This window comes from Streptomyces sp. CNZ287 (assembly GCF_007827615.1).
Genome location: NZ_VISV01000032.1, coordinates 22465 through 36971 on the forward strand (window position 1 = coordinate 22465; position 14507 = coordinate 36971).

13 protein-coding genes and 1 pseudogene are annotated in these 14507 nt (G+C 70.2%); 5 read left to right on the forward strand and 9 right to left on the reverse strand.

Going from position 1 to position 14507, the window contains the following annotated elements:
- Positions 1-33: 33 nt before the first annotated feature.
- Entirely contained in the window at positions 34-573 is a 540-nt protein-coding gene (locus tag FB457_RS34130) for a GNAT family N-acetyltransferase (RefSeq protein WP_145784553.1), read from the forward strand.
- Between the two features lie 13 nt (positions 574-586).
- On the opposite strand, the gene FB457_RS35765 is transcribed toward FB457_RS34130, so the two are convergent.
- From FB457_RS35765 to FB457_RS34160, 7 genes are all read right to left on the reverse strand, one after another.
- Positions 587-1963: a site-specific integrase gene (locus tag FB457_RS35765; protein WP_486589254.1), complete on the reverse strand. Its 1377-nt coding sequence runs from the start codon at positions 1961-1963 to the stop codon at positions 587-589.
- Between the two features lie 117 nt (positions 1964-2080).
- Complete coding sequence (locus FB457_RS35770) at positions 2081-3034, reverse strand: hypothetical protein (RefSeq protein WP_222439534.1); 954 nt, start codon at positions 3032-3034, stop codon at positions 2081-2083.
- Positions 3031-4326, reverse strand: a complete 1296-nt coding sequence (locus FB457_RS34140) for a tyrosine-type recombinase/integrase (protein WP_486589255.1) — start codon at positions 4324-4326, stop codon at positions 3031-3033. The genes FB457_RS35770 and FB457_RS34140 overlap by 4 nt, the downstream gene beginning before the upstream one ends.
- Positions 4327-4541: 215 nt before the next feature.
- A complete protein-coding gene (locus FB457_RS34145; RefSeq protein WP_486589256.1) occupies positions 4542-5018 on the reverse strand; it encodes an ATP-binding protein in 477 nt (158 codons plus the stop codon).
- Positions 5019-5631: 613 nt separating this feature from the next.
- On the reverse strand, positions 5632-5889 hold the full coding sequence (locus FB457_RS34150; RefSeq protein WP_145784554.1) for a hypothetical protein: 258 nt from the start codon (positions 5887-5889) through the stop codon (positions 5632-5634).
- Positions 5890-6105: 216 nt separating this feature from the next.
- Positions 6106-6738: a hypothetical protein gene (locus FB457_RS34155; protein ID WP_145784556.1), complete on the reverse strand. Its 633-nt coding sequence runs from the start codon at positions 6736-6738 to the stop codon at positions 6106-6108.
- 182 nt (positions 6739-6920) lie between these two features.
- Positions 6921-7895, reverse strand: coding sequence for a hypothetical protein (locus FB457_RS34160; protein ID WP_145784558.1), 975 nt, complete (start codon positions 7893-7895; stop codon positions 6921-6923).
- A 589-nt stretch (positions 7896-8484) separates the two neighbouring features.
- Here FB457_RS34160 and FB457_RS34165 point away from each other — a divergent pair.
- The 3 genes and pseudogenes from FB457_RS34165 to FB457_RS36635 form a co-directional block, all read left to right on the forward strand.
- Positions 8485-9120 (forward strand): UTRA domain-containing protein, encoded by a 636-nt coding sequence (locus FB457_RS34165; protein ID WP_486589257.1) that lies wholly within the window; start codon positions 8485-8487, stop codon positions 9118-9120.
- A complete protein-coding gene (locus tag FB457_RS34170) occupies positions 9117-9662 on the forward strand; it encodes a GNAT family N-acetyltransferase (protein ID WP_145784562.1) in 546 nt (181 codons plus the stop codon). Before FB457_RS34165 ends, FB457_RS34170 begins: the two co-directional genes overlap by 4 nt.
- Before the next feature lie 46 nt (positions 9663-9708).
- Positions 9709-9953, forward strand: a pseudogene (locus tag FB457_RS36635) (pyridine nucleotide-disulfide oxidoreductase); the annotation flags it as partial.
- 105 nt (positions 9954-10058) lie between these two features.
- Here FB457_RS36635 and FB457_RS34180 read toward each other — a convergent pair.
- Together FB457_RS34180 and FB457_RS34185 are read right to left on the reverse strand one after the other, a co-directional pair.
- On the reverse strand, positions 10059-10694 hold the full coding sequence (locus FB457_RS34180; RefSeq protein WP_145784564.1) for a hypothetical protein: 636 nt from the start codon (positions 10692-10694) through the stop codon (positions 10059-10061).
- A gap of 901 nt (positions 10695-11595) precedes the next feature.
- Positions 11596-11748 (reverse strand): hypothetical protein, encoded by a 153-nt coding sequence (locus FB457_RS34185; protein WP_186462100.1) that lies wholly within the window; start codon positions 11746-11748, stop codon positions 11596-11598.
- A 248-nt stretch (positions 11749-11996) separates the two neighbouring features.
- On the opposite strand from FB457_RS34185, the gene FB457_RS34190 reads away from it, so the two are divergent.
- Complete coding sequence (locus FB457_RS34190; RefSeq protein ID WP_145784568.1) at positions 11997-14489, forward strand: hypothetical protein; 2493 nt, start codon at positions 11997-11999, stop codon at positions 14487-14489.
- Positions 14490-14507 lie beyond the last annotated feature (18 nt).

The following is a 14507-nucleotide window of genomic DNA, read 5'->3' on the forward strand; positions in this document are numbered from 1 at the left end:
ATCGCTGCCGTGCCTGCTGATTGGCTAGCTGGCATGACTGAGCTCGGACACGTCGCCTGGCCACCTGCCCCGATCAGGACCGAGAGGCTCGTGCTCCGTGAGTCCGAGGCCCGGGACCGTGCGGCGTTCATCGAGTTGCACGCTTCGGCGGAGGTTCACACCTACCTCGGCGGCCCCCGGCCGCGTGACGAACTCGAGCGCGAGGTGCCTGAGGTGCCTGGGCGGCGGCCCGGCATTTTCGTCGTCGATCTCGACGGGTCGATGATCGGCCAGATCCTGCTCAGGAGAGCACCGGATCAGCATCGCCCGGCTGCTGCGGGGAAGCCCGATCTCGGTTACCTGTTCCTGCCGCGGGCATGGGGATTCGGGTATGCCTTCGAAGCATGCGCGGCGGCACTCGACTGGCTCGGTGGCGAGCTTCCCGGCGAGCCGGTAGTGCTCGCCACCCAGACCGCAAACGTCGCCTCGATGCGCCTCGCGGCAAAGCTGGGGTTCACCGAGGTAGAGCGATACCACGCCTGGGACGCCGAGCAGTGGCTCGGCATGCGGTCCCCGGTCACGCCGTCCGATTGACGAAGCCACGGGTTCAGGCTCGTGCGGCGATCTCGCCGAACGAGGGCATTCCTAGGTAGATCGACTGTCTGGTTCTTGCCGTTTGCGCGTCCATCTGAGCGAGTTTGTCCTTGGCCCCCTCAAGGGTGGTCCCGTGGCCCTTGACGTCGCCGAGCCAGCCTTCTCGTTGGGCCTCGGCGATGCGATCGACGAGGTTGTCCCTGATCTCGACGAGGCGCCGCCGCTCGCGCGGGTCCGGGCGGAGCATCGGACAGCGGATGCAGGCGTGCTCGTGAATGCATGAGGTTCCGTAGGCTCGTCCGCAGGTGCCAATCGAGACCTTGCGGAGCTCGAAGTGGCCCAGGAACTCGTCCCACTCGGCGTCGGTTGGCCTGCGGTACTCCTCGCTGGGACGGGTCGACCGTCGCCGCGCGATGAAGGCGCGGTGGGCCTCAATGGCTTCCATGGGGTAGATCGCCTTGTAGCGCATGGTGGTTGAGATGTCGTCGTGCCCGGCGATGACCTGCGCGATGTGGGGTGGTAGGCCGTTCATGATGGCGTCGGTGATGAAGATCCTTCGGAAGTCGTGCGGCTGGTAGTCGAGCGGCTGACCGCTGTTGTTGGTCAGGCCGGCGAAGTCGAGGGTCTCGTTGAGGGCCCGGCGGATCGTGGTCTCGGAGATCGGTCTGTTCTGGCCGCCCGTGCGCCACTGGAACAGCAGCGGCATGGGCGGGTTCCAGACCTTCTCGCCGGTGTCGTAGGAGCGGACAAGCGGGACGGTCCCGGAGGCGTCGCGGACTCGGCAGATGATGGCGCCGAGCACGTCGGCGAGTTCGGGGCTGACCAGCAGGAGTCGCTCCTGGTCGGTCTTCGAGGGTGCGATCTGCAGGAGCGGGACGATCTCCCCGGTGGTGGGGAGCGTGTACTGGGTGATGCTGTGGTGGCTGACCTCGAGCATCTCCTCGATGCGGACGCCGGTGTGGCGGAGGAACTCGACCGTCGCCCAGGCCCAGAAGGCCCGGTTCTCGGCATAGCCGAAAGTGCATCGTCGCCCGTCCTCGTCATAGACGGTGTTGGCGGCGATTCCGTCTGCCCAGCGGGGGTGCCGGATGCGGGTGTAGTTCTTGCCTAAGACCGAGAAGGCGGCGCCTGGGGTGACCGCGAGGGCGGCCTCGTTCCTAGTGCGGGCTTCCTTGAGCTGCCGGTCCGCGGCCTCGACGAGGGAGGGCAGGACGGGCAGGCGTTCCCGGGTGCGCTGGTCCGACTTCGCCTTCTGGCGTCGGGCGTGCTTCTTGTAGTTCAGCTCGGCTTCCTTGACCGGGCTTGGCGCCACCCAGGGCCCCCAGCGGCCCGGCTCCTCGACGGCCCACTGGGAGATGTCGAGGTAGAAGGCCCGGACGATGTTCAGCACCGCGATGGCGCTCTGCCGTTCGGTGGTGATCTCGATGTAGCTGCCGTCCGGTTGCCGCTTGCGGCGGGTCTTGGTGCGAATGCGTTCCTTCCATGCGGTCGCGACCTTCTTCGGCAGTCACAGGGAGTCGATCCCTGGGTGGTGGCGTTCAAGGTCGGCCCAGAACAGCTGGGCGAGGTTGCGCGACAGCCCTTCCAACGACGTGTAGTCCAGGGCGGGTTGGCGCTCGGTGAGGTAGTCGACGATCAGGTCGCGGACCGGGCGGCACTGCAGCTGGTAGCGGTCCACGAGCTCTTCGACGCTGACCTGCCCGGCCCGCCGCTTGAAGTCACGGAGGGTGGCCGGCGCTTCCGGGGGAAAGACTTCCAGCTCCTTGAGCCAGAGGTAGAACAGCGATCGGCCGCTTCCCGTGGCCATGGTCTCGTGCTCGATTCCCCGCAGCTCGAGGCAGTCGCCGACCGTGATGTCGGCGACTTTGCCTCCCTTGGCCAGGATGATCGTCGAGATGTGGTTCCGGGCCTGCAGGCCGAGCTTGGCGTCCCAGACACCCGGGGCGGCCTTGGCCTCCAGGGCGGCGAAGCCGTCCGGGTCGCGGCACTCGGCCACGATCTGACGCATGTGCCGTGACCGGCGGGTCAGCAGCCAGCTGGGGTCGGGCCGGATCACGTCAGCGCAGGCCATCCCGAGGATGCCCGATCGCAGGACGCCGTCGGGGATGGGGTCCGCGTGCTCGCGGACCCAGGGTCCGAGATCCGGAAGGTCGAGGGCGAGGTGCTTGTCCAACGGGCTGTTGCGCCAGCGCTGTTGCCAGGTCTCGCCATCGAAGCGCTCGAGCCATCGCATCACGTTGCGGGCTCCGCGCCAGCGTGTGTAGCGCGTGTTCTTGCTGGCGTTCTTGAACATCTCGTTCAGTACGTCGAGAACGGTGTCGCTGTCGACCGCGGTCTCCGGCCAGGTCTCCGGGACGGGCCGCGGCGGGTAAGCCTTCTGCAGGGCCTTGTAGTGCGAGCCGTGAAACGCGAGAACAGGGCCTTGAACTGGCACTTTGGCCAGCAGTGCCGTGCTCGTCATGACCGGCCGAACAGGACGTCCAGGCTCGCCGTGTTGTAACCGGGAGCTGGCGGCCGAGGCGCTGGGAGCTTTCCGGCGGCCTGGCGGGCGTGGTGGGCGAGCAACTGCTCGACGATCTCGTCCTGGCTGGCCGCCAGGTAGATCTCCGTGGTGGACAGATGTGCATGATTGAGGACCCACTGGACGTCCGTGAGCGAGAGTTCGGGGTCGCGGGCCATGCGGTAGGCGGCGGTGTGCCGCAGGTCGTGCAGGGTCCAGTTCGTTCCGAGGAGATCGTTGGCCCGGTTGAACATCATGCGGGCCGCGTCGTAGGTCAACGGGCGCCAGGGTTCCCTCAGCGTCCACCACAGCGTCTGGTTGCGGCCCCGGGGGACCCCGCCTCGCCAGGCCTGTTCCTGGGCCAGGCGGAGCCAGACGAACGCGTCGGTGGAGGCGGGGACTTGTTGGTATTCGCGGGTGCCCTTGCGGGTCACCCCGATCAGTTGCTGGCCCGGGAGTGCGTCCTTGGTCTGGCTGCCGAGGAGTTCATCGGCCCGGACTCCGGTGGAGACCCAGAAGGCCAGCAGGGCCCGGTCCCGGTTGTGGTTGAGTGCGGCGAACAGGGCGTTGAACAGGTCGTCGGGGATCCGCTTCGGGATCCGCTTGGGCACGGTCGGGCGGTAGCGGCCCGTTCGTTCGTCGAGGAAGACCTCCATCGGGTTGTGGTGGGCGTTCGGTCGTGCCGCCGCCTGAGCTCGGCGGGAGCGGCGGGACCGGTCGAGCGGGAATGGGTTGAGCAGTGGCCCGGTGCCCTCTTCGCAGTGGAAGTCGTAGAACAGCCGGATGGCCGTCTCGCTGTGGGCCCTGGTCGTCGGCGCGTACTTCTCGCCCGGACCCGCCTTGCCTGTCAGCGGGTTCGGCGTGCCGCGATCTGGTCGGCTCTGCTTCGGGAGCCCACCGGGCGGCAGCCCGTACTTCTGGTAGCGCCAGTGCAACCGCACTGGCTTGTCCGCGAGTTGGAGCCATCGGGCGAAGTCCCGGGCTTCGGCGCGGGTCGCCTTGTCCCACGGAATCTCGAGCGTCCACAAGAACCTGTGCCACCGCAGCAGGTCCATGCCATACGACCGGATCGTGGCCGGCGGCTTGGAGCACGCCTGCAGTTCGGCGAACCACTCTGCCACCGGCTCAACGACGACGTCTGCAGGGTCGAGCAGCCTGTACGGCTCCTCTGCCTTGCCTGTCTTCTGCAGGCGGCCGATCTGGGGCACGGTCAGGTTCGTCAGGTCCCTGCGGAGCACTTCAGATGAGTTCACGAACGGGCTAACGCAGAGACCGTCATCTGGTCACTGACCTGGGAAAACTACGTACTTAGTTCGGTCAACAGGCAGCACACGGCCTGATGACGCCAATTCATGAGTCCTCCGTACGTCGTTGAAGTAGAGGGGTTGGCCGGGAGCGGACGTCGAGGTGATCCCGGCCCGGGTGGGCGGGCTGACCTTCCTCCGTGTCCGCCCCGGCGGTGTGCATGTCAGGTCGCGAGGCGGCAGCAGATGACCTTGCTGAGCGGCGACCGCTCCACGGTCCAGCCGGGAGCGATCAGGTCCAGCAGGGGCAGGCCCCGCCCGGATTCGGCCTGGTCGCTGTCCGGCTCCGTGGTGCTGCGCTGCGGCAGCAGGTCGGGGGCGGGGTCGTGCACGGCCACCGTGATGACGCCGTCGGCGAGGTACGCCTCCACCACCAGCGGCACGTGGGCGCCGAGGGCGCGCACGGCGTTGCCGACCAGCTCGGAGACGACCAGCTCGGCAGCGTCGACGGCGTCGCGGCCGACGCCGCGGACGGCGAGTACCGAAGCGGTCAGCCGGCGCACCGCACGCAGCGTGTCCGGGGATGTCGTGATCCAGGCGGTGACCCCGCCCGGGCGCCATCGGAGGTAGATCCCGGGTGTGGTCAGGTCCTCCGGGAGCGGGTACATGGTCCCGGTGCCGGAGGCCGTTGCGGCGCTCACCGCCGTCGGCCCTCGCGGGCGCGGCGGAGTGCTCCGTCCATGTCCGGGTCGCTGTCGCCCGGGCCACCGGGCGGCGCGGGGGATGTCATGATGTACAGCACGGTTTTCCTTCCTGATCTGTCCGGTTGGGCTGGAGCACCAGACGGCCCCGGGATGCAGGCCCCGGGGCCGTCGGTCGTTCGTCGTACGCTCCCCGCCGGCGCCGCCCCGGTAGATGGCGGCGGCGACGGGCGGCGCAGGAACCGTCGATGACTGGTGGATCCGGACTGACTCCACCGCCCGCCGCGCAGGGGCTGGGCGCGGCGGGCGACGTGGACGGCCCGGGCCGGGGACCCGCGGGCTCCACCCGGCCATAAAGACCAGGGGGAAGGGGGAAGAGGGGAGGCTGGGCGCGCGGCGACACCGCGGGCCAGCGGGAGACGTCGAACTGGGCAGGGGGAGGCGCGCCTTTGACGGCCTGGACCGCCTGATGATGGGCGGTCCAGGCCGTCAGGTGGCTGCTACTTCTGGTTGCCGCCGCATGTGCACGGCTCGTGCACCACCTTCCTGTACGGCTTGCCATCCGCGCCGACGCAGTTGTACGTCACGAGGCGGGGCGGGTGCCCACACGCACTCACGTGATCACCTCGGCGACCTCGTCGGTGGTGCGCGGAGTCGCTGGGGGCTCGCTGTGGAAGGTCAGCGGGCGGGTCATGTACAGGACCGGCTGACGCACGAGGCCGGGCATCTGTTCCGCGAGCGTGCGCCGCGCCCGCCGGCCGGCCTGCTCGGCGCGGTGGTCGCCGTCGGCCACCAGGGCGGCCACCAGCCGGTGGAATGCGGTGTCGGGGGTGAGTCTGGTGCTGGTTCCGGTCGGGGCGGGGCGTGTCATGATGTGTTGCACAGGTCCTCCAGTCAGGTCCTGGACAGCCCCGGGGGGTTCCAAGTCGCCGGGGCTGTCGCGGTTGTTCGAGCGGGTGTCCACCGCGCTCTCCACCGCCCACCGACCGACGCGAAGGCCGGGCGGCGGGCGACTGGGCAGCGCGATGCGAAGTGCTGGTGCGTCCCCGGCGGGGCAGCCCGGCCGGCGATCGGGTGTCGCGAAGAGCTAGGCACCGCCCGTCTGCGCGGGGCAGTCGTCGCCGCACAGGGCGTGATCGCCCTTGGCGTGTGCGGCCTCGCCTTCGTGCCGGTAACACGGCTCGTACAGGCAGCCGTCCGGGCTGCACGGCGTCGGTTTCCGCCCCTCACCCGCCTGCGCGGCGTGCGCCTCAACGGCTCTGCGGGTGGCGATGTAGTCGAGGGCGTTCTGCCACGGGTCGTTGCCGCTGGAGTGCTCGCCGATCACCTCGACCGGGGCGATCGCGTAGGCCAGGTTGTCCGCCACTTCGTGCAGGCGGTCACGCTCGTTGATGAGGGCGTCCTGCTCACGATCCTCCTGAGCGATCTGAGCACGCAGCGAGGTGATCTCGGCGCGGAGGCGCTCCACCTCGTTGATCAGTTGCGGCATGCGCTCACGGGCCGTGCTGACGAACTGCGCGTCAGCCTCGGTCTCAGCGCTGCGGAACAGGGCCCGGGGGCCGGAGTCGGTCTCGACGTAGACGATCGGTGCCCCGTCGGAGCCATCCGCGACCAGCCATGAGCCGGGAGTGGCGTCATCGGCTCGGCGGCGGATCCCGTCCAGGCGATCCGGCAATGGCCGGTCAGGGACAGATGGTGCAGAGGAAATGGTGGTAGGCATGTGATCTGCCCTTCTCCGTAGGGGTGGCGGGGGGGTCCGCGTAGGCCTCCCCTGCTCAGGCGGTGGGCCGTCGTCGGCTCGTACGAGCAGCCACGGCCCCGTCCAACCGCGGGTGGTTGGACGGGGCCGTGGACGTTCGTGCGGGGCGCGGGTCAGCGCGTTCGTCGTAGGTCGATGGCGTGCTACATGGCCAGGATCCGCTGTGCGGCCTTGAAGGCGGCGTATCCGCCGAGGCCGCCACGCGCGTACGCGGTGCGCAGCATCTCTGCGTGGGCGTGGGGGTCCTGCCCGTCCGGCGTTGTCGCCTCGCCCTTCTCCAGGGCCTCGATCGCTCCGTCGATGATCTGCTGCCGGTCCATCATGTTCCCCCTCGTAGTTACTTCGATCGGGCGGCGGGTGGCGAACTCTGGGCTGCCGCTCGTCGACGGACGCGGCAGCAGGGGCAGGCTGGGGCCGTTGATTCCGGGAACGGCACCGCGTAAGCCGCGTAGACGTTGAGAGTCGGCCCGCTTCACCGCTGCCTCGACAGGGGCCCATTCGTTCTCAGCGCGGCGCTGACGCCGGCGGCGTTCACGGCGGTGCCGCTGCTCTTCGTCGATGGTCCGGGCCAGTTGGCGAAGCGGTTCACGGTGTCGCTCCTGGGCGACGGTCACCGCCAGGCGCTGGCCGCGGGGGCAGGTCGCGTGGTCGCTGCACTCGGGGCACTGTTCGCGGTGGTCAACGTACGCCCGGCGTACCGTCTCCACGATGACCGCGGCCGACGGGACCACCCGGTGCACCGGGGGCGGGGGCTTCGGCAGCGGCTTGTAGAACTGCCGGGCGGCGCGGAGCTGGTCGGGCTGCGCGCCGTTGCGCAGCAGCCGGTCGACGGTGCGCTGCCACCGCTTGACGTCGACGTCGATGATGACGAGTTGGTTGGCGCCGCCGCAGCGCTGGTGCTTTTGGCCCTCGGGGACCCGGTCGGAGACGCAGTGATCGCGGATCTTGATCGTGGTTCTGCCCATCAGCCGGCGCCACGTCCGGCAGCCGGGGCAGACGATCGACTTCGCCTCGCCCACACGGATATTGAAGTCCTGCGGGTCCATGCTGCTGAGCAGCAGCGGCTCGCGACGGTTGGTGCGCCTCGTGCGAGTCCGGCCGGGGCGAGTACGGGCCATCGGATCCTCCTGGCAGCGGCAGAGCGGGTGGAGCAGGTGCTGCTTCCCTCTGCCCGCCAGGCCGGCCGGTCGCCCGGCGGCCTGGCGCACAGACAGCGCAGCACGCTGTTCCGAAGTGCGGGTGAGTGCTTCCTTATTCGGTACGGGTGCCTCGGCCGGGGGAGCGCGGGCTCAACCCCTTGCCGCCGCCGAAGCGGTGACATCCGCTGTGAACTTGCTAACCAACCTGACATGTCAGGTTGCCACGGGTACGACCGTAGTGGCCGTGCGTGACTCAGTCAATAGCTGACATGTCAGGTTGCGGGAAGGGTTGACAGCCGGACCTGCGAAGGCAGCGCAGCGCCCTCCGAGCGCGTGTAACGCAGCGACGCAACCAGAGTCAACCTGACTTGTCACCTTGTAAGGTGCTGGCATGACGAAGCCGCCTAGCTCCCGACGCGGGGACCGCAGATGGACGGTCGAAGAGGCTGCCAGCGACCTCGCCACACGGATTCGCGAGGGTGAGTTCCGTCGCCGTGATGTCACCTCGCCAGGCCGGCTGCCGCCAGCGGGCACTCTGGGGGAGCAGTACGGCCTCAGCAGGCAGGCCATGAACCACGTGATCGCGAAGTTGCGCGCCCTGGGCCTGGTGGAAACCCGTCCCGGCACCCGCGGCGCGCTAGTACGCGAGTGGGAGCCCGTCATCTTCATGCCCCAGCAAGAATTCGAAGCCCAGACCCGTCCGGACGCCGACCTGCTTACCCGCCTCGTCGAGGCCGCAGCCCGTGACGGCAAGTCCCGCATCGACTCCGTCACCGCCCAGCCGGCAGACGACCGCATCGCCGCCAAGCTCAGCCTGAAGCCAGGCGAGCACGTCGGAGTACGCCGGCGGACGAGCGTCGTCGACGGCGTACCCGCCCTCACCGACGACAGCTTCGTGCCGCTGCGCATCGTCGACGGAACCGACTGGATGAGCCCCGGGAACGTCGAGCGCGGCACCAACAAGGTGCTCGCCGAGCTGGGCCACGAACTCCTGCGCGCCGTAGACGAGCTAAGGCCGCGGTTCACGGACGCTGAAGAGAACCGCCGCCTCGCTCTCGGCAACTCTGTAAACGCCATAGAGATCGTCACTACCGGCTTCGACCGCGAGGACATGCCGGTCCAGGTGACCATGCTGACCCTGCCCGGCCCGCGCAACACCGTGGTGTACGAACGCCGCCGGCCGCTCCGCGAGGGCGGAGAGTGAAGGTCACCCGAGCCACTCCGGACGACCTCGAACGCCTCCAGCAGTTCCGACGCGATGCTGCCGCATGGCTCACCACTCGCGGGAGCGATCAGTGGTCCACCCCTTACCCGGAGGACCTCCTGCGCGCGAGCATCGCGTCTGGCGACGTCTTCCTCTTCCACGAGAACGACACCAGCGACCCCGTAGCCACGGTCACCCTGGACACCCTCGCGGACCCCGTCTTGTGGACGCCGGAGGAGATCCAGGATCCGGCGCTGTACGTCCACAAGCTCACCCTCACGAAGCCAGGCGGTGGCGGCGGCCTGGGCCGTAGGATCATCGACTGGTGCGGCGACACTGCCGCACAGGCTGGCGCCCACTGGCTGCGCCTGGATGCCTGGACCACCAACACGGCCCTGCACGCCTACTACCGCGCCCTGGGCTTCACCCACATCCGCACCGTGCATGACGAACGCGCCTACGGCTCCGGATGGGTAGCCCAGCGCCCCGCAACCCGGTGCGCCACCGGGATCCAAGGCCCGGACGCCTTTAGATCTCCGTGAATGGGACTGCATGAGCAGGGATCCGGCTTCCAGAGCTTGCGGTTCAGGGTCCGGGCCGACCGTACCCGCCGGGGACCTCAAGGCCGACCCGGACGGGTACTGCCCCCAGGCGGGCAGCATCCGCGCATTCTGACGGCCGGGGATCTGCGCAGCGCGAGATTCCAGCGCATCGCAACAGCCCAGGGCACTGGCGCATCGGCAGTACTTCGTCGCTACTACGACGAGCAGCACGTCGTTCCGACCGCCCCTGCCGTGTCGCGGCCGTCGAAGCTCGGAGGGGCGCGGTCATAAGGCTCACCACGACGGCCCAGGCGCTCCGGCTGCCTCAGGTCCCCGGCGCCAGCGGCTGCTGCTCGGCATCGCGTGCGTCAGGATTCGGAGCCTCTCGGGCGCCGGCTACGCCGGGCAGAAGGGGCGGTGCAGGTGGCTCGGCTGCAGCTTCGCAGACTCGGCGGGTGTCACGGGCCGCAGTGCTTCGAGCGCGGCGCACAGGGTGGGGTTGTCCGCGGCGGGGTCCCATCCACGGGGGATGGTCATTTTCAGCGCGGGCTTCTCGGGCGGGCCGACCCGCTGAGGGAGGCAGTCGACGACGGGCACCAGACGGTAGGTGAGGTCATGAATCAGGACGGGTTTCCCCGCACCAACAAGGTCGATGACCTCGCGGCGGGCGACGCGGCCGATCCGGTGAACGCAGCCGTGCGGCTTGGGCTTCGTGCCGACGATGACGAGGCCGTCGAGGTGCGGAGCCAGCTCCCTCCAGGCAGCGACGTAGCTGTCGCCGTCGGTGCCGGCGAGGGAGTTCTCGTAGGTGAGGATCTCGGCGCCACGCATCTGACTGGAGATCCATTTCAGGCGCTTCGGCCAGTGCGGCCGTCCGCTGACCATGGGCGGGACGCTGATGAACACCCTTACCGGCAGGCCGGGTTCGCGGTTGGCTGCGAGCTTCTGCATGGCGGCGATGTAGCCCCGCTGTCGAGCAGGAGTCGCGTAGCTGAGCGCTGGGCTCCCGGAGGACGTGGTGATGCCGGACATGGCCTCCATGATGCCTCGTCACCTCGGGCGCTCAAGACCACCTCAGGGATCAACGACCATGCACAGTTGCCGCCTGACGACACGTAAGGCACGCCTGCATCGCAAGAATCGCCTACCAGGTAGGGTGACCCCAGCAATGATCCAAATTTTAAGCGGCCCCCCGAGGGGAGCCGCTTATTGGCCCAAGACCCGTTGGCCCGGGTCGGAAGGCCAGCCGAGCCACCCTGTAAACACAGACAGGTGATCGACTTGAAGCTCAAGGGTACCTGCACCCTCCGACAGACGCACAACACCCCGCCGTGGGGCCAGCAGCGCTGCATGCGATCGCTGGCCGGTTCGGTGGGGTGTTTCGCGTTGCCGACGCCCGGCCCGCACCTCGGCGTTGAGGGGGTCGGATGAGATAGGTCTGGGGGGCGGCGGTCCGCCGCCCCGGGCTACTCAGCTACCAGGTGATTAGCGGTCACCTGGGCTAAGTGCCCATCTGCCACAGGAGGACGCCACATCCTCCGAAGGCCGCTCGCCGGTTACCCGCCGGCGGACGGTTTCGATCATTCGTTCGTTTCCCGCGAGCGAAGCGCCACTAGGGGGCTTCGTGCTGTCTGGGGAGCCCCCCGAGACAACGAGGTCTATTTTGCATGCCTCCGCGGTGGGGCGCCAGTTCTGGCGGTCCCGCGTATTGGAATTTCAGCCAGCCGACCGGCTCGTATGCCGGTTGGCTGTGTCCGATGTCACACGTTCGGGTGATGTCCCGGCCTCGGTGGACAGAAGCCGATCCCGTTTCTGCGTCACGTCTGCTAGCGGCGCTGTACCTGCTCGTGCCACGCACACTTCGCGGCATCTGCATCGTGTGCGGGCCCAGCGCGCCGCGGTAGTGGTGCGGTTGGGATGCGGGGGGCGGGGGTCAGGTGGGGGTCTCGGGCGGCGCGGCCGCTTTCTGTTCCACGAAGGTCCATTCGCCGCGGGGGGCGGAGACGGAGGTGCCGGGTGGGACGGTCAGCCACAGGGAGCCGTCGTCGGCGATGAGGAACAGCCCCTTCGCGTGCAGGGAGTGCACGCGCCTTCGGGTTTCCTCGGCTGTGGTGCCCATCTGTTCCGCGAGGGTGGCGCTCTTGCAGCGGGGGGGACCGCTGTCCCCGCGATCCCGCTGTCGCCGGCCGGGGTCAGCGGGATCGGCCCTGCGTGTGCTCAGGCCGCGAAGGGCCGTGCGATCGGGATGGTCCAGTGAGCGCGGCGGCGGCGGTGGCCGCTGGGGTGCGAACGCCGGGGCCGCGCCGGGGTGGCTCGCGCGGCCGTGGGGTTCCAGTGGCGGACGCGGGAGCGGTCTGGGAGGGGATGGACCCGCTGCTGCTGACCGACCGGATGCGGACCAGGTTGCGGGTCGCGGTGGGGGAGCTGCTGGCGGATCCGGCCCTGGACGGTGCGCCGGAAAGCGTGCAGGCCGCAGCGGTGGTGCTGATGGCGAAGACGAACGCGGCGGACCTCGCTGCCCTGGTGACGGCTCGGGAGTTGGGCCGGTGGCTGGGGATCTCGGACAGCGCCGTGCGGCACACCGTACGGCCGTGGCTGCAGCGCGGGGTGGTGTTCAGCGTCGACGAGGTGCCCCCGGGTTCGCGGCGGACCACGAGCATCCGCTGGGAGGTTCAGCGGCTGGTCGAGGCGCGCCGTCACGGCTCGGTGGATGACCCGTTGCGGCTGACGCGCCCGGAGCTGACGGCGCTGCTGCGCGTGTGTGAGGAGTTGTTCGCGCCGGGCTGGGGCAGCAGGCCGGGCGGGCTGCTTGTCCGCCGGATCGGTCACGACGCGGCGGGGGACCGGCTGGCGGCGCTGCTGGCGGTGCTGCACGGCCGGCCGGACGGGTCGGTGCCGATGTGCCCGGGGGCAGTGGACCGGCACGGCCGGGAGGCGGCGACGCTCGCGCGGCTGCTGGGCCAGGACAGCGCGGCCGGGGCGCGCAGGCTGGCGCGGCTGGAAGCGTACGAGGTTCTCGCCCGGCAGCCCGGGATGCGGGAGCGCCTGGTGGTACCGGCGGTCGCCCGTGCGTACCGGCGGATGCGGCAGGCGGCGCGGGCGGCGGGCCGGGTCCCCGGCCCGCGCGGCGTCGGAGGGTCCCGTGAGGCCGCCGAGGGTGGTGCGGCAACTGCAGGGGGGGATCAAAACCCGGCCCTGGCAGAGAAACTCCAGGTCAGCCGGGGTGACGAGGCGGTTCCTGAGGGTGGGGCATCTGCAGCCCTTCACGCTACCCACTCCACTGTGGGTCCAGAAATTCTTGAGAGTGCGGCTGATCTGTGGTTGTCCGGCGCAGCCGCGTGCGGGCCCGGTGATCTGCCGGGATGCGCGCGTGTACGCGAGGACCAGCTTCCCGCCGACGCCCCGTCCGGTTCATCGCCGCAGGTGGTCGACGGCGCAGGTGGCCCGCTGCGCGGGGAAGAGCCGAACGAGGCCATCACGGGGCTGACCAGGGCTGCGGACCCGCTGCCGCCGGGCGGCTCCGGGGGAGAGCTCATCCGCGACGCCGGGGCACGGCCGGCCCCTGGCCAGGTCGCAAACCGCCGGCTACGGGAGGGGGTTCCCCGCCCGCCTGATGATCTTGCTTGGGTGTTCGGGCCGGTGATGTACCTGTGGGAGCGGCTGGACCGCGGCGGTGCCCGGGCGGTGGTGGTCACGGCGGCTCGGCGGGAGCTCCGGCTGCTGGCCGGGATCGGTGAGAGGGTCGACCCGGCGGCGGGCGGGCAGTTGCTCGCCGAGCGGTTGGCGCGGCGGTGGCGGGAGCAGCGGGAGCCGGTGAACGATCCGGTCGGCTGGCTCCTGGGCCGCGGGCTGGTGCGCCGGCCGACCTGCAGCGACATCCGCTGCGACGACGGGATGCGGATGGATACCGGCCGGGGATGCCCGCTCTGCGAGCGGAAGGTCACGGACCGGCGCGGTGACCGGCACCGGATCGCCCAGGAGGTGGCCGCTGCGCTGCCTGATGCGACGCCGCGGGAGTGGTGGGTGGCGTTCGAGCAGCAGTTGCGCCGGTTCGTCGAGGAGCAGCTCGCCGGGGAGCAGGCGCGTCGCGAGCAGGCCGCCGCCGAACGGCGGCTGCGCGAGCAGGAAGAAGCCCGGCGCCTAGAGCTTGCGGCGGCGGCCGACGCCGCGCGGCAGGCGCAGCCGTGCACCGGCTGCGGGCGTGCGGCTTCGGCCGGGTGGTGTGCGGTGTGCGAGCAGCAGCGCGCCTGCCGGGAGGCCATCGACACCGCGGCCGTGACCGCGGCCGCCGCATGGGCCGTGCTGGATGACCCCGCCGGCGTCGACGCGATCGTTGAGCACGCCGAGGCCGAGGTGACAGGCGAGGTCGAGCGGCAGCAGACCGCCGCGCGGGCTAAGGGAGCGGTACCGGAGACGCTGGCGGTGCTGGCCAAGCTGACCGCGCAGACCGCCGCCGACGGCTGGGCGCGCGACGCGGTCGAGCACCTGCAGCGCACGGACCAGGCCGTCCGGGAAGGCGAGCTCGCGTATGCCGCGGCCATGCGCAGCATCCACCTCCGCTCCAACCGCGAGGTCGCGCTGCGGGAGGCCGCCACCGCGGCCGCGGCGGCCCGCCGGCGGGCCGCCGAGCTGCTGCTCAAGGAGCGGATCGCCGTGCTGCGGGCCCGCCGCAGCGTCACGGCCGGCGCTCCTGTTGTGTCTGCGGCGGGCACCGGTGGTGGCGGGGTGATGGCCTGTCCCGGCTGGAGCGCTGACGCCGTGTCGGAGACGTACGCGCGCGGTGCTGACCGGGTCCGGGCCGCAATGCGCGCCGCCGAGCACGGGTAGGGCCCGGCGGTGCCGCCG

Coding starts and splice junctions, on each gene's coding strand:
- FB457_RS34155 (WP_145784556.1), bottom strand. CDS start 6,738: ATGCCTACCACCATTTCCTCTGCACCATCTGTCCCTGACCGGCCATTG.
- FB457_RS34180 (WP_145784564.1), bottom strand. CDS start 10,694: ATGTCCGGCATCACCACGTCCTCCGGGAGCCCAGCGCTCAGCTACGCG.
- FB457_RS35770 (WP_222439534.1), bottom strand. CDS start 3,034: ATGACGAGCACGGCACTGCTGGCCAAAGTGCCAGTTCAAGGCCCTGTT.
- FB457_RS34165 (WP_486589257.1), top strand. CDS start 8,485: ATGAACCACGTGATCGCGAAGTTGCGCGCCCTGGGCCTGGTGGAAACC.
- FB457_RS34150 (WP_145784554.1), bottom strand. CDS start 5,889: ATGACACGCCCCGCCCCGACCGGAACCAGCACCAGACTCACCCCCGAC.
- FB457_RS34160 (WP_145784558.1), bottom strand. CDS start 7,895: ATGGCCCGTACTCGCCCCGGCCGGACTCGCACGAGGCGCACCAACCGT.
- FB457_RS34130 (WP_145784553.1), top strand. CDS start 34: ATGACTGAGCTCGGACACGTCGCCTGGCCACCTGCCCCGATCAGGACC.